This is a genomic window from Acinetobacter sp. YH12129 (genome assembly GCF_013418685.1).
Taxonomy (GTDB): Bacteria; Pseudomonadota; Gammaproteobacteria; order Pseudomonadales; family Moraxellaceae; genus Acinetobacter; species Acinetobacter amyesii.
In genome coordinates this window covers 1-20,507 of the sequence record NZ_VPBP01000026.1, presented here as the reverse complement: position 1 = coordinate 20,507, position 20,507 = coordinate 1, and the positions used below count along the sequence as shown (strand labels likewise).

The window sequence follows — 20,507 nt, the reverse complement described above, 5'->3', positions numbered from 1 at the left end:
AAACTAATAGAGAAAACGAATATCGCGTGCTGCCTGATATCTCGTTACTCTCCAAAAAACTTTTCAATTTTTTGTTGTGTTTATACTCGTTTTTTTAAGCGTGTTGCCCAAAAAGGAGCGACCCACGACATACTTTGTACGAGCATAAAACCACAAAACAATGCCACCGCTGACAACGGTTTGACATTGATCAAAATCAAAATGAATCCAACAATCACGATTGCAAACTTGCCCATTAAGCCACGATACATGTTTGACAGCACCTGTTTAGAGGCACGGGCACCAGCCGCACGAAACGACTGCCATGAAAAGTAGCTACTTGCTAGCCAACATACCAACGCACCCAAAGCTGCACTATATGCTGTGATTGTGTCTTTAAGGACCCAACCAATCAGGGCTGAAACAGGAATCATTACTGCTTGTAAGATGACTAAAGCTTTCGCTAATCGTCGATCAATCATGCGACTAGTTCGACTCATTTTTGTTCACTCACAGCAATTCTGCTTGACAAGTTTAACTGATGATTATTTTTAATCGCAGGCATTATAGAGTTACACCCCTTAACTTGCAATCTTTTCCCGACCTTAGTCGTGTTTTTTTAAATTGGCAAACTGCTTTCAAACTAATCAATAGTTGTTTATTTTTTACTTTACTTTCGTGCATTTAGTGTGCATTTCAGGGTTTCATCAGCCAACATCTTCCATGCTGTTACAAAATCCCCTGCCCCACTCATCGTTTCGTCCACCGGCTGAAAGACGATGCCACCGAGCTTTTGATACTGATTTTGGCTGGCATGTGCTTCTGCAAGTAAGCATATTTTTGGCTGCGCGCGATGGTCTTTCAGGTATTTGATTTGTGCCAATGTCGGTGCGACATGTGGATCATCGGTCAACGCACCGGTAAATTTCAAATTCAGTGAGCGCTCAAGATATTGATAGGCATCGTGGTAAGACCAGTAAGGCTGAGCACGGCTCGACACATCTGTTTTTTGGGCTGTGATCAAGAGTTTCTGCGCAAATGCACGCGCATTAGCCCAATATTTTTCACGATGTTCTGGAAACTGTTGTGAACGTAAAGCAGCAATAAAAAAGCCGATTCGAACCGCATTGTTTGGTTCAAGCCAGACATGTGTATCGATTGTGCCTTTTAATGCATTGCCACGAACATCCCGCAAAGGCAACGCACTGATAATGCCTGAGTCTAAAATAGCGATACTTTTGCCACTTTCATCCAACATTTTTGCTAAAGGTGCTTCGTGTGCATGGCCTAACCATAAAACCAAGTTGGCATCTTGCACGGTTTTACGGTGTGCAGGCGTCAAGCTCACATCATGTCCAGATTGATGGTCAAGCAGTAGTTTGGGCTGCTCTACGCCCTTAAGTACATCCTTCGCGATTAAATAAATCGGTTGTGTAGAAACAACGAGACCTTGCGCCCAGCTCATCACACTGAATAAAGCCAAACTACAAAAAAGAAATACACGGGACATGGGGAGAGAGCACCATAAAATGAATAGTGTTATAATATAACAAAATCGTAAAAAAACCTACGTCTGTTCGTAAGTCCTTACGCTTCATGTTAAGATTTAAAGTCTTTTTCTTTATACAGTTTCGTACTCGAGGTTGGCTATGAGCGCATGTTCACACGAACATCATAATGCTTTGCATGGTGTACACGATCATCATAATGTCGAACAGCGCCTTGCTGAAGCTGAGAGTCTCTGTAGTGCGACGGGTGCTCGACTTACGCCCTTGCGTAAAGAAGTATTGGAACTGATCTTAAATGCAACGGGGCCAATGGGCGCTTATGACCTTTTGGCTAAAATCAAAAGTGAGTCTGACCGACCTGCAGCGCCACCGACGGTATACCGTACGCTGGATTTTCTGCTTGAAAAAGGTTTGATTCACCGTCTAACATCGATTAATGCTTACATCCCGTGTTGTCATCCGCGCGAAGGACATCAAGCCGCATTCCTGATTTGCACCGATTGTAAAATAGTCAAAGAAGCATCTGCTCAAGGCTTGATGGCGCAACTCGATGAATTGTCTGCATCCGATGGCTTTACTGCACATCACAGTATTATTGAAATTTCAGGGATCTGTCAGCAGTGCCGCAGCAAACACTAAATATGAAGCCCATTGTGGCTTTAGAGCATGTTCATGTCCGAATCGATGAACGTGACATTTTAAAAAATGTAGATTTCGCCTTACACGAAAAAGAAATTGTCACCTTGATTGGTCCTAACGGTGCAGGCAAATCCACGCTCATCAAAGTGTTATTGGGTATTGTAAAACCTGTATCTGGTAAAGTGATCAGCATACAAAAATTAAAATTCTCATATGTGCCACAAAAATTTAATCCATCACACAGCTTACCGCTACGTGTGTGTGATTTATTGGCATTAGAAAAATGTGATGCCAGCATTAAGCAAGAAATTATTCGTGATACAGGCATTGCCAAGTTACAACAATCTAAAGTTCAGCAACTATCGGGCGGCGAACGTCAACGTGTATTGATTGCACGGGCTTTATTGCGTCAACCGAATGTATTGGTTCTGGATGAACCTATGCAAGGTCTAGATATCCAGTCTGAAGCGGAACTGTATGACTACGTGCGTAGCCTGCCTGAAAAATATGGCTGTGCAGTTTTGATGGTCTCTCATGATTTACAGTGGGTCATGCAAGGAACACATCGTGTAGTTTGCCTCAATAAGCATATTTGCTGTAGTGGCTTGCCTGAAAATGTGCAGCAACATCCTGAATATCAAGCGATCTTTGGGACAAACCGTGTGTTCTATCAACACCATCATGATCACTGTGCGCATGGCGATAGTGCAACGCCTTGCCAGCATGACTCTCGTCCTCATATTCACCCTGAACCGGAAGCATAATCCATGATGGAATGGCTACAACTCCTTTTGCCAGCATGGATCATGGGCACTTTGCTGGTGTTCCTGACTGCACCGCTTGGCTGTTTAATGTTATGGCGTCGCATGTCATTTTTTGCGGACACCATGGCACATGGCACCTTACTCGGTGTCGCCATTGCCGGTGCAATGAGTCTACCGCTTTGGACGGGCGTTACATTGATTGCGCTCTTATTGGTTGCAATCTTATGGGTGTTACACGATCCACGCTTGCCCAATGACGCCTTGCTCGCGCTTTGTTCGGCTACACTCCTGTGCTCAGGCTTACTCTTCATACAACATTTGCCAAGCTTAAGACCTGAATTACTCAGCTATTTATTTGGTGATTTACTCACCATTTCTTGGTCAGATTTGCCTGTCTTTGCAGTGGTGATCATTGTGGCACTGACCGTGCTGTATAAAAGTTGGCAATCTCAGATTCAGATTGCCATTGACCCCGATATTGCGGTCAGTGAAGGTGTCAGCGCTAAATGGCAACGTCTGATTTTTATGTTATTACTGGCATTATTTACTGTATTGGCTTTACGTGCTGTCGGCTCATTGCTGATGGGTGCATTGTTAGTGATTCCTGCATTAACCGCTCGTTTATTGGCAAATTCCCCGAAGCAAATGGTACTGTGGTCTTTCATCATTGCCCAAGTCGGTGTAACTGTAGGTTTATGGTCAAGTGCTGGTTTAAACACCTCTACAGGACTGACCATTGTATTAACTATGGCGCTGCTCTTTGCCCTGATTTTTATTATGCAAAAATTTAAGAAAGTCGCTTGAGTAGCAACGTTCATTGCTCAATTCGCCACATATCAAAATAAAAAAGCCATGCAACTGCATGGCTTTTTTTGCACGTCAAATACGATGCTCAGAATCATCTCACTGGATTTATTGATGCACCAAACTCAATAAACTCGCAGCACAAGCAAATAATACCGCAAAGGTTCGATTCAAATATTTTTGTTGTTTAGGTGATTTTAATAACCGCAGCACTTTTGCAGCGAGACCAGTATACCCCGCCATGACAATCAGATCGATGCTAATCATCGTTGCCGCCATAATGACATATTGAATCCATTGGGGTTTGGATAAATCTAAAAACTGCGGCAAAACCGCCAACAAAAATACAATCGCTTTAGGGTTGCTCATATTGACCAAAAAGCCATGTACAACTAATTTTAAACGTGATTTATTTGGTAAATTTTGTTGGATTTCAATTGACTGTGTTGGCGCTGTCCACTGTAAATAAGCCAAATACAATAAATAGCCCACACCAAACCATTTCACGATCAGAAATGCCCATGGTGTCGTCGCAAATAAGACTCCTGCCCCAGCTGCAACAATGGCAATCTGAACCAAAAGTGCCAATTGCAGGCCGATTGCATTCCAATACCCATGCTTAAACCCATAATTCAAACCACTCGACATAGACGCAATTGCACCTGCACCTGGGGAAACACTAATCACCCAACATGCCAACATATATGCAATCCAGATTTGATAGGACATCATTAGCTCAAGTTTGAAATGGGTCTGTATTATATGACATTTACTCTATTTTCATGACAATAATGCACGCTAAAAGGCCAAATGAAGGCTACACTCTCAGCGCTGCTTAAGGCACAATACACACAGCCACTCAGAAATTATAATTTTTAGGAGCCATGAATGTCTGCTCAATCTGTAATTTTGCCATTACCCTCAGATCATGCTCGTTTTATTGTTTTACGTTTAAAAGATTTAACGATTAGCGAATTAAAAGAACAACTTGAAGACTTACTTAATACTCGTGATCGTCTGATTACCCAACATCCAAATGCACAGATTAAAACGGCTGTGGCTTTTGGACCAGAACTTTGGGCACAACTTTACAGTCAATCCCCGGCAGGCTTTAAACAACTTGATCCAATTCAAGGTTCATTTAACATGCCTGTAGCCCCAGCAGATGTATTTATCCATATTGCAGCACAGCGTACAGATATTTGCTTTGCGCTGAGCCAAGCATTCTTTGATGGTATTCAAGATAAAGTTGACGTACTGGATGAACGTGTGTGCTTCCGCAATTTTGATGGCCGTGATTTAACCGGCTTTATTGACGGAACTGAAAATCCGCAATTTCCAGATGATCGTGCTGAAACAGCATTACTAGCTGAAGAAGCTGGCGTATTTGCCAATGGCTCTTTTATTTTTGCACAGCGTTATGCGCATAATTTGGATAAATGGAAAAAGCTGAAAGTCGATGCGCAAGAGCATGTAATTGGCCGTACTAAACTTGAGTCTATTGAGTTAGATGAAGATGAACAGCCTGAAAACTCACATGTATCACGTACAGTTGTAGAAGATGGTGAAGGTGAAGAAATGGCGATTTTGCGTCATTCACTCCCTTATGGTGATGGCCGTGGCGATCAAGGCTTGTTCTTTGTGGCATATACCAATGATTTAAGCATTATCGACAGCATGCTAGTACGTATGTTTGGCACCAGTGGTGACGGCATTCATGACCGCTTACTTCACTTTGTTACGCCAATGGACGGAGCGTATTACTTTGCACCGAGTGAAGAGTTATTAGAAGAAGTTTTAGAAGGTTAAATAAATAAAGCCGACGAGAGTCGGCTTTTTATTCTTAGAAAATCAAATTATTTTAAAATAAATTTTCTCTCCCTCAGAACACACTCTATAAAAAATTCCGGAAAAATTGTTTTTTGGATCTAAATCACTCATATAAGAATTACAATCCAATAAGTAAGTATTGTCTTTTTGTTTTTCCAAAATAATTTTTTGCGGTTGCTTAAATGAATATTCATCATAATATTCATTAAGGTAATAAATACTTTCTTTTGATTTAGATGATTCAACATCTTTAAAAGAATCACCTCCTCCTATTGGGTTCATCTTTCCATAGGATTGAAATATTTTATCGACATTAAAAATCAGATTTTCATTATTGTTTAACCGAGTTAACTTGGCCCATCCCATCTCAATATTTTCTATCATAAAAATTTTGTAAAAAATTTCGTAATTTTCACCATTTTTTTTGATAAAAAACTCATCGTTATTTGGTTTGTAAGCATTTAGAAAATAACTTTCATCTAGCACACTAGGCTTAAGAATTCTGCAATTCCGTTTGACATTGCATTGTTTAAACGCATAATAAAAATCAACTCTTTCATATATTTTCTCATTTTTATTACTAACTGCATTTAAATCAATATTTTGTTCGCGATCCGATGAATTACATCCTACTAACAAACTACAAGCTATTATTATATGATAAAAATTCATTGCATAATCTCAATATGCATAGCGCCCTCACCTTTTGCATCACCCGGAATAAATCCAGAAATTTTTCCTTCAGACTTAGCTTTAATACAGACATTTTTAAATTTTTGCCCTAAATTACTTAAGTTTGTATTCGAACCAAATCCATTACTATTTAATCCAATGTCTACTACATTCATCTTTTCATACTGAGTTTGAGATACACAATGCAGCGAAACTCTTAGTCCTTTACCTTGAAACTCAATAATTTTTTCAACCATTTTTTTTATGGTAGCATCTTTAGATAAGCCTTTTTTCTTACAATCATCACGTACTCTTTTTACTGCCTCACCAGGTGCACTGTAACTAATAGTTGTGTTGTACATTGCTCTTGCTTGTGATTCTGGAGTTCTTATAGTACTTGTGATCAGAATTTCTTTCATTCCCGCTTCCTTCGCAAGATACGCTAGTACATTTTTTGTTTTTTGACTAACAATATCTTTCCTCCACTGTTCAGCTACACCATTAAATCCAACATTAACTCCTTGTACTGCCAATGGTATTGAAGGTTTATCTATTTTTAAATCTATATCTTTCATTCCATTTCTGATTACATCATTAAAATGGACTATCTCCTTTTCAGATTCAAGTGTGATAACTTTTATATTCTGACCAACATTAGCTTTATGTATTTTTTTTCCTAATCCATGAGTACCACTTGAATGATTTCTTTTGTTACCTCTATATTCTATTAAATAATTACCACCACTAAATAGCTGATCAGTTTTTTTATCATATGTAAGAACACTGAACTCTGCTTCTTCATTATTGTCATTAACTGTAGTTTTTGGGTGTCCATCTTGACTTGTTGCTTGTGTTTGATCTCTTTTGGGAGTTTCATCTCGAGTTTGTTGCTCTTGGCTAGTATTTTTGGTTTTTGATGATTTTTTTTCAGCATTTATCAAATCTAAATCTTTACTTGCTTGTTCCAACACCTGAGAGTCAACATCTATGAATCTAATAGTTTTATTTTTATCGACTTTTATTGTTAATAAATTTTGACCATTTCTTAATTTATAATTTAAATCAAAACCTGGCATAGCATTTACAATTATCTTACCTTCATCATTAGTTTTTTTAGGGTATTCTTTACCTCTGTACCATTGTACTAAATTTAAATTTTTTATAGATTTTCCACTTTTTTTATGCCTAAAAATTATTTCAAATTTATGTAACTTAATTTGTATATCATATATTTTTTTATCATTTAATACAGTGAAAATTCCAACTTCTTGTTTGGAATCTCTTCCACTAACTAAAACTGCGATTTTTTCTCCACTTTCTGCCTGAATACCTTTTTCAACACCATCATTTTCAGTTGAGTGTTTTTTCTCTTTTCCCTTATATTTTAAAAAATAAGAAATTCTTGAAATCGGTTTTCCATCACTATCTAAAACTCTAAGATCAAATTTTACATCCAATTTATTAGAATTATTTTCTTGATTATTACTATTTTCAGTATTTCCTCTTCCGTCTTTATTATTTTGTGGTAGCTCCTGGTTATGTTTATCTGTTCGTGTTTTTATACCACCCATTCCATTATCTACTACAATTATGACATGATGGTTTTTTCCATCAGCAATCAACATTAATTCTTTATTATTTTCATCTTTCACAGATGAACCATCAACAGAAAATCTTGCTCCCCATCCACCCTTTACTAAAATAGATCTAATAAAGCCCTCTTCATCTATTAACAAATTACTCATTGTTGGAATATATTTTGTCTTCTTATAACTTACATTGACTCTTGATCCCATTAATTTTTTAGCAGATTGATCGATGAATTTAATAAAAAATCGTGAAGTTCCTTTATACCTTATCCAGCACATATCATCATTTTCAGTACCATTTATTTTCACTTCTTCTGTTAATTCGTTGACAAAATTTGGTGGATATTTATAATTTTTTGGGTCCTTATTATTCAAAAATTTTTGAGCTTTTGGGCTATAATATAATACCACTCCATTTGTGAAATCTTCTTCTTCCCTCATGTAAATAGGGTACACAGCATCTATAATATCTTGAGTATCCTTTGAAACCTTATTAGAATTCATTTCAGCTTTAACCTTTTTTACAGCAGCCGTTTGTTCAGTTAAAGCATCAAAATCATCATATAAATATTGTATAATGCTTGGATGACCTACCCACTCACCAAACCCTAATCGATTCATAATACAATGTGCAACTGCTTTTTTTGAAGTAATGCTACAAACACCTGCTTCTCCAGAGATTGTTGCAACAAATGCTATAAATTCATCTGAATACTTCATTATTTTCTCCGCATGGTTTTATTATTGTTTTTTTAATTAATAAACTTGAATAATCATCTGCCAACAATATTAAATTACCATTTTCTAAAAATTTACTTTTCTTTTTAAAATAATTATAATAATCAAATCTTTGATTTAACCCCAAGTATTCCTTATCATTTAAATCAGCAATAATTTTTTTCCTACCAGTGAAAATTATCCTTGCATATATTTTCTTCTTAACACTATCACTTTCTATCAAACAATGATTATTTTCATTAAAAGCAATAAATTCATTAGTAGAATCTTCACTAGTTTCTCCATAAAAAAAGTTTACTTGGCATGGAGATCCACACGAAACTCTAACCCTAAATATATCACTATTAATCTTTGTGATAATTGGAGACTTAACATCTTCTAGCAATAATTTATTGTCCCCATCAACTACTCTGTAAATATTGCAACTTGATTCATATTCGTCTGTGCATTTTGAAACTATTTCAAAATCAGGCCCTTTGGCGTATATTATATTGTTGATAGAAAAGAAATTTATCAAAAACAATCCAATTAAAATATATTTATTCAAGATAATACCTTCTATATTTCTAAATTAATTTCATCACAAAGATGCATTTCGTCATCACATCCGCAACCTTGAATTTCTTCATCTAAAGACTCTGCATCCATTGCTGCATTTTTTTGATATAGAGTTATATAAGCACCTGGTACTAATGCCAGTTCTACATTTTCAATAGCATCACTATAAATACGTGCACTACTTTGTTGCTCAAACTGGTACTCAGCTTCAATTTTTTTAGAATGGTTAATAAGTTTATATTTCATATTTTTTAATATATTAGTATCAAATATTTGACTTAAGTCAAATCTCATACTATACAGCCCACTTTCAGGCAGCTTAGGCAATTGTGCATTTACAGTCGCTCCCCCCACAAAACTATGCTGCCCCGCCTTACTCTCAAACTTGCCGCCTGTTGTTGTAAATATTCCACTGCCATTAATTTTCAGTTGCGAGCCCCCTGCGGTCAGTACGATTTCTTTAGGACTGGTAATTTCAATTTTATCTTCCGTTGAAATGAGCTTAATCACCTTTCGTGCAATTGCTTCAATAGCATCATCTTGGGCTTGTAATTCAACTTTCCCTTTTGCGGCATAAGCACTCAGGCCCTTTTGAGCCGCAAACAAACTGATTTTGTCTTGTGCATGACCAACAATATTCTTTTGAGCACTGAAATTAATCGAACCTTGTGCACTTTCTGCAATATCCTGTGAGGCTTGTAATACAATATCTTCCGGTGTAGTGAGTGCAATACCATTAGGTGATGCAAGCAACATCAACGCTTGGCGGAATAATTTGCCTTGTTCTTGTTTTGCCGCTGTATTGGATTTTTCTAAACCTTGCGCATAGCCTTCCATAAAGCCTTGTACTTTTTCTAATGCTTTTATGGGTGTCATCGCTGGTGGCAAACCAAAACCACCATTATTCAACAAATCATCGGGGTTAAATTTGATGTCCTCTATCAATTTACCCACATCTTTTAATGCTTTTAATGGATCTTCTTTTAGGTTGCTTTTCAGACTTGCGACTCTCCCCTGAATCATATCTTTACCATTTTCTTCAATATGATCTATGACAGACTTTAAGTTATCAAAGGCATCTTCGGCATCATTAAAAAATGCTTTAAATTCTTTTACAGTACTTTTGACATCATGTGCGATTGAGCCCATTTCTTTGACAAAACTTTTGCAGTTCTTTAACGCTACCAATGGGTCTCGACTTAGCTCCTCCTTGAACAAATTTAAAGTCGCTTTGACACCTTCAGTAGTACTTTTGATTTCTAAAGAGTTTATTAACTTCGGCAAACGGTTAATCACATTCAATGCATCGGTCTGTTGCTTTACGGCTAAACCGCTCAGCATATTCATGCTCTGATGCCCTTGATTTAAAAGAGACTGAGCTTCAGCAGCAGCAAGATGATCGGCAACTGCTTTATCCTGTGCATAGGTACTAATGAGTAAACCTTTACCTGCACGCATTGCCCCCCAAGCATCCGTTCGCAGCTCAAAACCCTCACCACGGCCATGGCTACTGTCTTGTTCTTTAGGATGGCTAAGATTACCTAAATTCAGCTGTGTCGCTGCATGACTACTCTGTAATTGGGTACTGATCTGACCCGTCGTATCATCAAAGCGTAGTTGGTTAAAGCCTGCTCCCGCAACTTCTTGCGAGCGGATACCACTGAGTTTTTTGGTTTTAGGAAGTTGACCTTTGAGGTCAAACATGGTCTGAGAGCGTTCAGCTTCATGTATTCGTCCTACAACAAAGGGACGATCCACATCTCCCTCAAAAAAGTCGATGACCACAATCTCACCAATACGAGGATGGAAACGTGCGCCATAACCTTCTCCCGCCCATGGGGTCAGTACATCAACCCATGCCGAGTCACTGTCATTATCATTACTCCCTGCTCCACCATCATGACTGTGGTCATCGCTGCGGGTGAACGTAAACCGAACTTTGATACGCCCCCAAGCATCGACATAAATACTTTCACCTTCTGGACCGACCACTTTGGCACGCTGTGGAAACGCAGGTGGCCGATGTAATAAAGGATCATATTCAGGAACCACGGAAATTTGCCGACGGACCACATATAGGTCATTGGCCTGCCGTTCATCCCCTAAAGATAGCCAACGGCTCGCGGCAAGTAACTTCTCTAATTGAACCAAAATATCTTTGGGTAAATTATTCTGGTTATAAAATGCTTTGCCCAATATGAGAAATTCACGATCTGTCGTTTGATGTTGATCAATTTCAGGATGATTTTCTAATTCAAACCAATATCCAACTTGTGCATCCCTTACGCTACTGCTGGCGGTAAAATATTTGGCTTGTAATTCCTGATATTGATTGAGTTGCCGATTCAACTGATCCAATTGCTGTGTATTTGAAGTGGTCGCCTGATCTGCACCTTTAAGGTCAGTTGTCCAAGCCGAACTTACGGTCCAAGCCTGCTCTAAACTTAAGGTTTCATTGTGCTGTTGCTCACTCTGTGCATGGGCGCTTAAGAGCGGATTACTTTGGTCTTGTGCCAAATGTTGAGCTTGCCAACGCTGCGTTTGAATCGTGGTCGATTGTAAAAAGCGTTCTGCCACAAAACTGGTGATTGTGTCCAAACGTTCCGTGGCATGACTACGATGAAAGCGAATCTTTTTCCGTTCCAAAGCACTATAAGCCTGATTCGTATCAATTAAACGCAGCTGCTGTGCTTGCATCGGTGCAGCCGAAAATGCGACAAATAACTCCGCTTCATCAATTAACCAATTGATCCCTTCACTGCGCCAAAGGCGGGTCAAAAATGCATAATCACTTTCATTCGCCTGCATGGTGAATGGACGCACATCATAGGTACGTGCCAGTCCCTCTAAGTTCAAGCTTAAACTGGCAGCAAACAGCGCACTTTTTTTCTGCCATTCACTAAAAATAATCTCGGTCATCTCCCCTACCGATTTATTCATAAAGACACGGCTGTTACGACGCTTATGCCAGAGTGCTGTGGCATCCTCAATCACCAGTTTATAAACGGTCAGTGCACCATCACTTTGACCTTGGCTAGCCCCAGTAATCACACCAGTCAGGCGACTGAGTTGTCCCAAATCTGTCACTTGATCGACAGCCACTCGGCCGCCTATAAACTGCTTTAAAGCAAGATGAGCATTGGTCGAGAGACAAATAATTTCCGCACGAAAGCCTTGATTGATACGGTGTTGACCTTCAATCCGTTGAATAAAAACTTCAGAATTTAGGTGTTCATTTGAGAAATGAATGTGTAGCGCACGTTTCTGTACGCTAAAGCCAAAGTTTTCCACCATGGCGTGAATATTTTTAAGCATTGTTATTATGTATTTAATTTTTTAATGACGGCATTTTAGGAAATGATTGTTTTTTCGTCTACCCCATTTTGCAAATAATTTGTTGAATTCTTCTTTTTGGCTTTTGCAACACTTTAGTATTCAAGTGAATAGGATCATCAATGCAGGATCAATTTTACGGATCTAACTTTTCGCAGTCGCTGAGATGCTGCTACACTCAAAATGCAACCTATTAAAAATTTTTAAGCTCCATGATCACAATTGAATCCAAACTGCCTGCACAAGGTGTGACTATTTTTAGCGTCATGAGCGCAATGGCGCAGCGTCTAAATGCACTGAATTTATCTCAAGGTTTTCCTGATTTTCCTGCACCTCCAGCGCTGTTAAATGCGCTAAGTGATGCGACGCAACAAGGTTTTAACCAATATTCACCCGGCGATGGACTGATACATTTGCGTGAACAATTGGTCCAACTGTTTGCCCATCGAGACCAATTAAATATTGACCCTCACACCGAAGTGACCATTACCCCGGGTGCAACCATTGGTATTTTTAGTGCCATTCAAGCCGTGGTTCATACGGATGATGAAGTGATTATTTTTGATCCGAGCTATGACAGTTATGCGCCCAGTGTAAAATTGGTTGGGGCTCAACCCATTCATATTACCTTAGAGACGCCACATTTTACTGTGGATTGGAATCGTGTTGCCGCTGCAATTAACCATAAAACCCGGATGATTATTGTCAATACACCGCACAATCCAACAGGTGCTATTTGGGATCGTGAGGACTGGCTCAACTTGATCGAACTGATTCGAGATAAAAATATTATTGTGCTGTCGGATGAGGTTTATGAGCATTTAATTTTTGATGGTCGTCAGCATCTATCTGCTTTGTCATTTCCTGAGCTGCGTGAACGCAGTTTTGTCGTGGGCTCATTTGGTAAAACCTTTCACGTCACAGGTTGGAAAACCGGTTATTGCATTGCAGCGCCAGCCTTGATGCAAGTGTTTCGCCAAATCTATCAATTTGCAAATTTCTGCGGTGTCACGCCCGTACAAATGGCATTGGCTAACTTTATGGCAGAACATCCTGAGCACATTGCTGAATTGGCCGATTTTTACCAAGCCAAGCGTGACCGTTTCAATGCGGGCTTAAGCCACTCGAGATTTGAGTTGATTCCATCGGCAGGTACCTATTTCCAAAACCTTGATTACAGTGCCATACGCCCAAATTTAAGCGATGTGGAAATGTGTCAGTTGTTGGCAGAACAACATAAAATCGTGGCGATTCCTGTCTCGGTATTCTATGAAAAACCGCCGGAAAATTTACGATTATTACGTTTCTGTTTTGCCAAACAAGATGCCACCTTAGATCGAGCTGCAGAGATTCTCTCCGCGGTTTAAAGCCGTATCTGCCCAAACGTTTTTTTAAAACAGACATGTAGAAATAATGAAGCCTTGGTTACTCAAAAACTAAGGCTTTTTTGAATGCCAACATGATAGTGTTATCAGTAACTTAAAATCATAAAAAGCCGCGTCTAGGACCTGAGCATGTCAAAACAACAGTCCCTCGTTACTCAGCAAAATTTATGGAAAACGTTTTTAGTTTTTCTGGTGCCTTTGATCGCCACCAATATTTTGCAGAATTTATCTGGGACCATTAACACCGTTTTTGTCGGTCAGATGCTTGGGGTGCATGCCATTGCAGCCGTTGCGGTATTTTTCCCGATCTTGTTCTGTTTAATGGCTTTTGTGATTGGACTCTCGGCAGGTGCAACCGTGTTGGTGGGGCAAGCTTGGGGCGCGCAGAATCTTGAAAAAGTTCGTACTGTGGTGGGTTCCACCCTTTTTATGACCTTGATTGGTGGCAGCATCATTGCCTTTTTAGGGGTGATATTTGCCAAGCCCATTTTATTGGCCTTAGGCACAGCCCCTGACGTGATGCATTTATCTTTGCCTTATGTGCAATGGATGCTTGCCGGTAGTCCACTGCTCTTTATTTATATTATTTACACCTCGATTTTGCGTGGGGTCGGTGACAGTACAACACCGCTCATAGCGTCAGGAATGACCATTGGTTCAGGACTGATCATTACACCGGTGCTAATCGCAGGAAAATTTGGATTTCCAACATTAGGTATTATTGCCCCTGCCATTGCCAGTCATATCGGCTTTTTAATTGCCTTGGTATTTTTATATTTCTACTTAAAAAAGAAAGATCATCCGCTCAAACTTGACTTCGAGTTGCTTCGTCATATTCGCCATCAACATGATCTCAGCAAAATTATCTTAAAACTAGGCATTCCTACGGGTATACAGATGGTCACGACCTCTGTGGCTGGTCTCGTGATTGTCGGTTTAGTTAACCGCCATGGTGCTGATGCCACTGCTGCATATGGCGCGGTCAATCAGGTTTTGAACTATATCCAATTCCCGGCCTTGTCCATCGCGATTGCAGCTTCTATTTTTGCCGCGCAAGCCATCGGTTCGGGTCAATCTGAACTAATTAATCGCGTGAAACGTACGGCCATCGGGATGAATTTCATTATTACTGGCATCTTGGTGGCATTGGGCTATTTGTTCTCTAAATATTTAATGGCGCTATTTATTACAGACCCTCAAGTTGTGGTTCTCGGTCAAGAATTGCTGTTCATTGTGCTTTGGTCGATTTTATTTTTTGGTGCCAGTGCTATTTTTGCTTCCATTATGCGGGCTAGCGGAACGGTGACCGTGCCGATGATTATTAATATTATGGCGATTATTTGCATTGAAATGCCGTGTGCCTACCTATTCAGTGAATGGTGGGGCTTAAAAGGCATTTGGTATGCCTATGCTTTGGCTTTTGTCAGCTTATGTATTTTACAAGGGCTGTATTACCAACTGGTATGGAGACAAAAAGCCATCAAAGTATTGCTATAAAGTTTGCTAATAGCGTTCAATGCCAATACACGCTTTAAGTTTACATATGGAAAATCTTGTACAGATCCATGCATAAAGTTTGCCGTTAAACTGCTGTTTATTTTTCAACATTTGGTTTTATATCCTGTTGATTTATCTACACCTAGAACCAATTAAAATTAAAAATTGCATATTTTCAAACAATTACGGTTTGGCATAGATTTTGTTCTTATCCCTTTTATCTTTTAAGAATAATTGGGATGAGAAATTTTTTATGTCTAAACGTCAAATAAAGCTTGGGGCTTTTATTCCAACCACCTCACAGCATGTCGCGGGTTGGCGCCACCCAGAATCTCGCCCACAAGATCATCTCAATATTGATTATGCAATTGAACTGGCAAAAACCGCAGAACGTGGTCTATTCGATGCCTACTTTCTTGCCGATGGTCTATCTGTCCGTTGGAGTTCTGCTGTCGAAGGTGAGAAAGGTTTGGGCGATAAAGGCGTCGGCTTTGAACCCGTCACATTGTTTGCAGCCCTGTCTGCTGTGACGCAAAATATTGGCTTTATTGCCACAGCGTCCACGACTTATGAAGACCCCTACATTTTGGCGCGAAAATTCGCTTCTTTAGATCATATTTCTAAAGGTCGTGCTGCGTGGAATGTAGTAACGACAGCCTCTGCCGATGCCGCAAAAAACTTTAACATTCAGCAGCACCCTGAACCCAAAGAGCGTTACGAACGTGCCGATGAATTTATTGAGGTGACTCAAAAACTTTGGGACTCATGGGAGGATGATACCTTCCATTACAACAAAGAAACTGGGCAATTTTTTGATGCCCGAAAACAACATCAGCCCAATCATCAGGGCCAATACTATCAGGTACTGGGTGCTCTCAACGTCTCTCGCCCACCGCAAGGCTATCCGGTGATTGTTCAAGCTGGGCAATCTGAAGATGGTCGTGAACTAGCCGGTAAATATGCCGAAGTGATTTTTACAGCACAGCAGAACTTAGCAGATGCGCAAGCCTTTTATCGTGATGTCAAAAACCGCTTAGTGAAATATGGCCGCCATGCAGATGACCTGAAAATTATGCCGGGGGTTTCGATTTTTGTTGCCAAGACAGCACAAGAAGCCCAAGAAAAATATGACTTTTTAAATAGTTTAATTCACCCAGAAGTGGGTTTAAGTTTATTGTCTGCTTTGGCAGGTGGCATTAATCTGGCCAAATTTGATCTAGATGCCCCTTTCCCGAAAATAGAAGATGCAGACATTAATTTCTCCAGTCGTCAGCAGATGATGATTGATATTGCCCGGAAGCACAATTTTAGTATTCGTCAGCTCTATCAATATATCGCTTCAGCCCGTGGACATTGGACCTTGATCGGCACGCCTGAACAAGTCGTAGACCAACTGCAGGAATGGTTTGAGAATGACGCTGCCGATGGTTTTAATGTCCTACCGCCAACAACACCTGCGGGGTTAAATGACTTTGTCGATCTCATCGTTCCTGAACTGCAACGTCGTGGTCTATTCCGAACGGCTTATGAAGGCAAGACCTTACGAGAAAACTTAGGTTTAAAACGACCTGAAAACCAATATGTTTTAGAAAAAAGACATACCTCCCAAGCCTCATAAACCAACGTTTGATAAAACTGAAAAACAAATGCCTCAACAGGGGCATTTTTATGGACTGATATTGATCCAACTTAAGCGATGATCATACTGACCTATATTTGATAAGCCTAAAAAAAGCCCTGAATTCAGGGCTTTGAAAAGTTTAGGTGATGGTCAATTCAGACTTACCATGCAAATTTATAATCGGCAAATCGGTGAGATAAAGGTTCAAGCAACTGATCTTTTACTGGATCACTAAAGTCAGTCAAAATGTCATTTTTAATATTGGTCAGACGGACATCTTCGCGTTTACGCGGATGGGCTAAATGAATATCTACAATACGTTTAATTCGTCCCGGATGCGGCTGCATGACCACCACTCGATCGCCCAAAAATACCGCTTCTTCGACATCATGGGTGACAATAATCATGGTGATTTTTTCACTTTGCCAGATTCGCTGTAATTCATCCTGTAAATTTTGCCGCGTCAATGCATCGAGTGCGCCAAAGGGTTCATCGAGTAATAAAATCTGTGGTCGATTCACCAAACTACGGGCAATCGCCACACGTTGATTCATCCCACCAGACAACTGCGAAGGATAAGCATCTTTAAATTGGGTTAATTTGACCAACTCTAAATGTTCATCAATCAATACATCTTCTTCTGCACGGCTAAACTGACTTTTATGCAATGCAATCCGTACATTTTCTCTTACCGTCAACCATGGAAACAGGCGATGATCTTGAAACACGATACCACGTTCCAAACTCGTGCCCTGTATAGGCTGACCATCAACCAAAATCTGGCCCTGAAACTGACGCTCTAGACCAACCAACAACCGTAATAATGTGGATTTTCCGCAGCCACTACTTCCCACAATACTAATGAACTCACCCGGCTGAATATTCAGGTTAATGTCCTCAAGTACGGTTAGGTCTTCTTGCTTTTGTGTGGGATAATGTTTCGTTAGCTGCTGAATAGAAACCGAACCAGCTTGTTCTACGCTCATATCATTATTCTCTATTTGTGCTGACAAACTTTGCTGGACTAAACCTTAGAGTTTAGCCAGTGATACTTCCGTCGATTTAATTAACACCACCACCTCTGAACCTACTTTTAAGTCTAAATCCTTCACCGAACGCGTCGTGATCACGGACGTAAAAAAGCCTGCTTTGGTTTCCACATCAACTTCTGAAACCACTGGACCTTCTACGATTTCATTAATCACGCCTTTGAATTGGTTTCGCACATTTACTGAAGTAATCGCCATTTTAATTATGCCTTTTGTTATTAAGAGAGCTTTACTATAAAACAGTTCAATCACTTGCTATATCTTGATTTATCCTTTAGTTATCCCGATTTTATTTATCTTAAAATCAGATAAATAATCCATACATGAATTTATCGATGAAACTGATATTTAAATATCGAATTATTATTTATCTTTTATTTTTAAATCTTTCATCATGATCTGCATTTTCAACAACTATAAGAAACGATATGTCTATTTTGACCCACCCTGCAGTGCCCTCTGCACTGAAACATAAACGGGCAACAGCGACGGTCTTTGCAGACCCGTTATCGCAAGCGTTGTTGTCACGAATTGAACAAATTGCGCCAAGTGAGGCCAATGCACTCATCATTGGTGATACGGGCACAGGTAAAGAGTTGGTTGCACGCCAAATTCATCAATTGAGCCATCGTGCCAAAGGTCCTTTTATCGCGGTCAACTGTGGTGCCTTTACCGAATCCTTGGTCGAAAGCGAATTATTTGGACATGAAAAAGGAGCGTTTACAGGGGCAATTAATAGCCGTGTCGGTTGGTTTGAAGCAGCCCATAATGGCACCTTATTTTTAGATGAAATTGGTGATCTGTCCTTACAAATGCAAGTCAAATTACTCCGTGTTTTACAAGAAAGAGAGATCGTTCGAGTCGGCTCCCTCAAATCCATTCCGATTAATGTTCGGATCATTGCCGCAACCAATGTCGATTTGGAGCATGCCGTACAGGACGGGCGTTTCAGGGAAGATTTATTCTACCGCTTACATGTGGCGTTGCTACGTATTCCACGTCTCGCAGAGCGTCGTGGTGACATTTTGCCTTTGGTTAAACACTTCATTCAGGTCTATCAAACCAATCCACATGACACACCATTACGCCTCAGCCAACTGGCTCTCAAAAAACTCAGTTTACATAGCTGGCCGGGCAATATTCGCGAATTAGAAAATACCATTCAACATGCGATTTTAGTCAGTGAAAAAGGCGTAATTGAACCGGAAGATATTAGTTTTTCGAGTATTCAAAGTACATCGTCGTTTTCACGTGCAGAACCGTTTAACTTACAAAATGCCACCTCGGCTGTAGCCAATATCAAGGATATTCAAGATGCTGGACAGTTACTTGAGCAGACCTTTTTACAAATTTTTCAAGCCGCAAATCAACTTAAGCATGACAATATTAATGAGCTGATTGAAGAAAAATTTATCCGAAGTGCGTATCAGCACTGTCAATACAATCAAGTGCATACGGCTCGTTTGCTTGGAGTGACACGCAACGTCATTCGCACTCGCCTAATTAAATATGGCTTATTATAAATAAGTCATATTTTTATTTTCTCCACATTAAAATAATAATCCATACAAAACTGATAAATAAATAGTCATCTACATTATTCTTTATTCATTGCATTATTTAAAATATAAAAAATCAGTAATAAAAAACCTCGGTATATCCCGAGGTTTTTTATTTATTTTTCTATTGCATTTAGATTATTCCACAGGGTTACGTTTCCATGCTGTAAAGTATTTTTCTAGTCCAATCAAGAAGTAGTTGAAGGATAAACCCACGAGGGTAATGACTAATATGCCTACAAACATTTGTGGAATTTCAAAGCTAAATTGCGAATAAATAATCAGATATCCCAGACCTGCTTTGGCACCAAACATTTCTACTGCCACTAAGGCCAAAATCGAAATCGCCCCTGCCAGACGGATACCGACAAAAATCGTGGGTACGGATGCAGGCAGAATCACTTTTCGGAACAATTGATAGGGTTTTAGGCCCATGGTTCGTGCCGATTTAATCAGTAAAGGATCGACTGTTTGTACGCCTGTAATGGTGTTCAATAAAATCGGCCATGTGCATGCATACACTAACAGACTGATTTTTGAGGTTTCACCAATGCCTAAAAATAAGATGAACAGCGGCATTAATGCTAGTGCTGTGGTATTTCGAAACAGTTCTAACAATGGATTTAAGGTTTCAGCCACGAGCTTGTACCAACCGATGATGAGACCCAAAGGAATAGCGATCGCTAGGGCCAAAATGAAACCAATAATTGAACGCTTTATACTGGCCAAGAAATGGATGCCTAATTGACCGCTTTGATATAGCTGCCATGTGGTTTCCAATACTACAGATAACGGCGGTAAAAAAGCCGGATTGACCACACCACTCCGCGGCAGAATCTCCCACAGCAAGAAAAAAGCTATAGCCAAATCCTAAAAACTATAGAACAATAGAGATATGGGATATTCAAAAGATTTTAAAGACAAAGTCATAGAAATTATGATTCGAGATGAAATGTCTGTGCGAAAAGCAGCACAGCATTTT

18 protein-coding genes are annotated in these 20,507 nt (G+C 39.7%); 8 read left to right on the top strand and 10 right to left on the bottom strand.

The features are described from left to right. Window positions 1-80: 80 nt before the first annotated feature. The gene (locus tag FTU65_RS12435) at window positions 81-479 is read right to left on the bottom strand and encodes an ATP synthase subunit I (RefSeq protein WP_078194025.1); all 399 of its coding nucleotides are present in this window, start codon (window positions 477-479) and stop codon (window positions 81-83) included. Between the two features lie 170 nt (window positions 480-649). Then, a complete protein-coding gene (locus FTU65_RS12430; protein WP_180022172.1) occupies window positions 650-1,489 on the bottom strand; it encodes a metal ABC transporter solute-binding protein, Zn/Mn family in 840 nt (279 codons plus the stop codon). A gap of 139 nt (window positions 1,490-1,628) precedes the next feature. On the opposite strand from FTU65_RS12430, the gene FTU65_RS12425 reads away from it, so the two are divergent. The 3 genes from FTU65_RS12425 to znuB are packed head-to-tail and all read left to right on the top strand — an operon-like array spanning window position 1,629 to window position 3,694. After that, window positions 1,629-2,126: a transcriptional repressor gene (locus FTU65_RS12425; protein WP_078191481.1), complete on the top strand. Its 498-nt coding sequence runs from the start codon at window positions 1,629-1,631 to the stop codon at window positions 2,124-2,126. A 2-nt stretch (window positions 2,127-2,128) separates the two neighbouring features. Beyond that, entirely contained in the window at window positions 2,129-2,890 is a 762-nt protein-coding gene (gene znuC, locus FTU65_RS12420; protein ID WP_373683469.1) for a zinc ABC transporter ATP-binding protein ZnuC, read from the top strand. 3 nt (window positions 2,891-2,893) lie between these two features. Beyond that, on the top strand, window positions 2,894-3,694 hold the full coding sequence (gene znuB, locus FTU65_RS12415) for a zinc ABC transporter permease subunit ZnuB (RefSeq protein WP_078191483.1): 801 nt from the start codon (window positions 2,894-2,896) through the stop codon (window positions 3,692-3,694). 108 nt (window positions 3,695-3,802) lie between these two features. On the opposite strand, the gene FTU65_RS12410 is transcribed toward znuB, so the two are convergent. Beyond that, a complete protein-coding gene (locus FTU65_RS12410; RefSeq protein ID WP_180010767.1) occupies window positions 3,803-4,423 on the bottom strand; it encodes a LysE family transporter in 621 nt (206 codons plus the stop codon). Window positions 4,424-4,582: 159 nt separating this feature from the next. Here FTU65_RS12410 and FTU65_RS12405 point away from each other — a divergent pair, with 159 nt between their 5' ends. Beyond that, the gene (locus tag FTU65_RS12405; protein WP_180010769.1) at window positions 4,583-5,503 is read left to right on the top strand and encodes a Dyp-type peroxidase; all 921 of its coding nucleotides are present in this window, start codon (window positions 4,583-4,585) and stop codon (window positions 5,501-5,503) included. A 42-nt stretch (window positions 5,504-5,545) separates the two neighbouring features. On the opposite strand, the gene FTU65_RS12400 is transcribed toward FTU65_RS12405, so the two are convergent. Genes FTU65_RS12400 through FTU65_RS12385 form a run of 4 tightly spaced genes read right to left on the bottom strand, consistent with a single transcriptional unit; the run spans window position 5,546 to window position 12,396 of the window. Continuing rightward, window positions 5,546-6,196 (bottom strand): hypothetical protein, encoded by a 651-nt coding sequence (locus FTU65_RS12400; RefSeq protein ID WP_180005344.1) that lies wholly within the window; start codon window positions 6,194-6,196, stop codon window positions 5,546-5,548. Further along, window positions 6,193-8,505: a hypothetical protein gene (locus FTU65_RS12395; RefSeq protein WP_180010771.1), complete on the bottom strand. Its 2,313-nt coding sequence runs from the start codon at window positions 8,503-8,505 to the stop codon at window positions 6,193-6,195. Before FTU65_RS12395 ends, FTU65_RS12400 begins: the two co-directional genes overlap by 4 nt. Further along, window positions 8,489-9,070 (bottom strand): hypothetical protein, encoded by a 582-nt coding sequence (locus tag FTU65_RS12390; RefSeq protein WP_180003511.1) that lies wholly within the window; start codon window positions 9,068-9,070, stop codon window positions 8,489-8,491. Before FTU65_RS12390 ends, FTU65_RS12395 begins: the two co-directional genes overlap by 17 nt. A gap of 11 nt (window positions 9,071-9,081) precedes the next feature. Next, window positions 9,082-12,396, bottom strand: a complete 3,315-nt coding sequence (locus tag FTU65_RS12385; protein WP_180010773.1) for a type VI secretion system Vgr family protein — start codon at window positions 12,394-12,396, stop codon at window positions 9,082-9,084. Window positions 12,397-12,626: 230 nt separating this feature from the next. Here FTU65_RS12385 and FTU65_RS12380 point away from each other — a divergent pair, with 230 nt between their 5' ends. The 3 genes from FTU65_RS12380 (at window position 12,627) to FTU65_RS12370 (ending at window position 16,914) form a co-directional block, all read left to right on the top strand. Then, entirely contained in the window at window positions 12,627-13,781 is a 1,155-nt protein-coding gene (locus FTU65_RS12380; RefSeq protein ID WP_180010775.1) for a methionine aminotransferase, read from the top strand. Window positions 13,782-13,928: 147 nt separating this feature from the next. Next, the gene (locus FTU65_RS12375; RefSeq protein WP_180010777.1) at window positions 13,929-15,296 is read left to right on the top strand and encodes an MATE family efflux transporter; all 1,368 of its coding nucleotides are present in this window, start codon (window positions 13,929-13,931) and stop codon (window positions 15,294-15,296) included. A 253-nt stretch (window positions 15,297-15,549) separates the two neighbouring features. Continuing rightward, window positions 15,550-16,914 carry an LLM class flavin-dependent oxidoreductase gene (locus FTU65_RS12370; protein ID WP_180010779.1) on the top strand — a complete coding sequence of 455 codons (1,365 nt, stop codon included), beginning with the start codon at window positions 15,550-15,552 and terminating at the stop codon, window positions 16,912-16,914. A 164-nt stretch (window positions 16,915-17,078) separates the two neighbouring features. On the opposite strand, the gene FTU65_RS12365 is transcribed toward FTU65_RS12370, so the two are convergent. Then, on the bottom strand, window positions 17,079-17,903 hold the full coding sequence (locus FTU65_RS12365; RefSeq protein ID WP_078191493.1) for an ABC transporter ATP-binding protein: 825 nt from the start codon (window positions 17,901-17,903) through the stop codon (window positions 17,079-17,081). 45 nt (window positions 17,904-17,948) lie between these two features. Further along, window positions 17,949-18,164, bottom strand: a complete 216-nt coding sequence (locus FTU65_RS12360; RefSeq protein ID WP_180065672.1) for a molybdopterin-binding protein — start codon at window positions 18,162-18,164, stop codon at window positions 17,949-17,951. Between the two features lie 230 nt (window positions 18,165-18,394). Between FTU65_RS12360 and FTU65_RS12355 the strand changes: the two genes are divergently transcribed. Beyond that, window positions 18,395-19,489, top strand: a complete 1,095-nt coding sequence (locus FTU65_RS12355) for a sigma-54-dependent Fis family transcriptional regulator (protein ID WP_180065670.1) — start codon at window positions 18,395-18,397, stop codon at window positions 19,487-19,489. Between the two features lie 174 nt (window positions 19,490-19,663). Here FTU65_RS12355 and FTU65_RS12350 read toward each other — a convergent pair whose 3' ends face one another. Further along, on the bottom strand, window positions 19,664-20,392 hold the full coding sequence (locus FTU65_RS12350; protein ID WP_180065668.1) for an ABC transporter permease: 729 nt from the start codon (window positions 20,390-20,392) through the stop codon (window positions 19,664-19,666). Window positions 20,393-20,507 lie beyond the last annotated feature (115 nt).

Bases quoted from the DNA above. Each gene is read 5' to 3' on its own strand.
- FTU65_RS12435 (WP_078194025.1), bottom strand. From the start codon at position 479: ATGAGTCGAACTAGTCGCATGATTGATCGACGATTAGCGAAAGCTTTA.
- FTU65_RS12430 (WP_180022172.1), bottom strand. From the start codon at position 1,489: ATGTCCCGTGTATTTCTTTTTTGTAGTTTGGCTTTATTCAGTGTGATG.
- FTU65_RS12425 (WP_078191481.1), top strand. From the start codon at position 1,629: ATGAGCGCATGTTCACACGAACATCATAATGCTTTGCATGGTGTACAC.
- znuC (WP_373683469.1), top strand. From the start codon at position 2,129: ATGAAGCCCATTGTGGCTTTAGAGCATGTTCATGTCCGAATCGATGAA.
- znuB (WP_078191483.1), top strand. From the start codon at position 2,894: ATGATGGAATGGCTACAACTCCTTTTGCCAGCATGGATCATGGGCACT.
- FTU65_RS12410 (WP_180010767.1), bottom strand. From the start codon at position 4,423: ATGTCCTATCAAATCTGGATTGCATATATGTTGGCATGTTGGGTGATT.
- FTU65_RS12405 (WP_180010769.1), top strand. From the start codon at position 4,583: ATGTCTGCTCAATCTGTAATTTTGCCATTACCCTCAGATCATGCTCGT.
- FTU65_RS12400 (WP_180005344.1), bottom strand. From the start codon at position 6,196: ATGAATTTTTATCATATAATAATAGCTTGTAGTTTGTTAGTAGGATGT.
- FTU65_RS12395 (WP_180010771.1), bottom strand. From the start codon at position 8,505: ATGAAGTATTCAGATGAATTTATAGCATTTGTTGCAACAATCTCTGGA.
- FTU65_RS12385 (WP_180010773.1), bottom strand. From the start codon at position 12,396: ATGCTTAAAAATATTCACGCCATGGTGGAAAACTTTGGCTTTAGCGTA.
- FTU65_RS12380 (WP_180010775.1), top strand. From the start codon at position 12,627: ATGATCACAATTGAATCCAAACTGCCTGCACAAGGTGTGACTATTTTT.
- FTU65_RS12375 (WP_180010777.1), top strand. From the start codon at position 13,929: ATGTCAAAACAACAGTCCCTCGTTACTCAGCAAAATTTATGGAAAACG.
- FTU65_RS12370 (WP_180010779.1), top strand. From the start codon at position 15,550: ATGTCTAAACGTCAAATAAAGCTTGGGGCTTTTATTCCAACCACCTCA.
- FTU65_RS12365 (WP_078191493.1), bottom strand. From the start codon at position 17,903: ATGAGCGTAGAACAAGCTGGTTCGGTTTCTATTCAGCAGCTAACGAAA.
- FTU65_RS12360 (WP_180065672.1), bottom strand. From the start codon at position 18,164: ATGGCGATTACTTCAGTAAATGTGCGAAACCAATTCAAAGGCGTGATT.
- FTU65_RS12355 (WP_180065670.1), top strand. From the start codon at position 18,395: ATGTCTATTTTGACCCACCCTGCAGTGCCCTCTGCACTGAAACATAAA.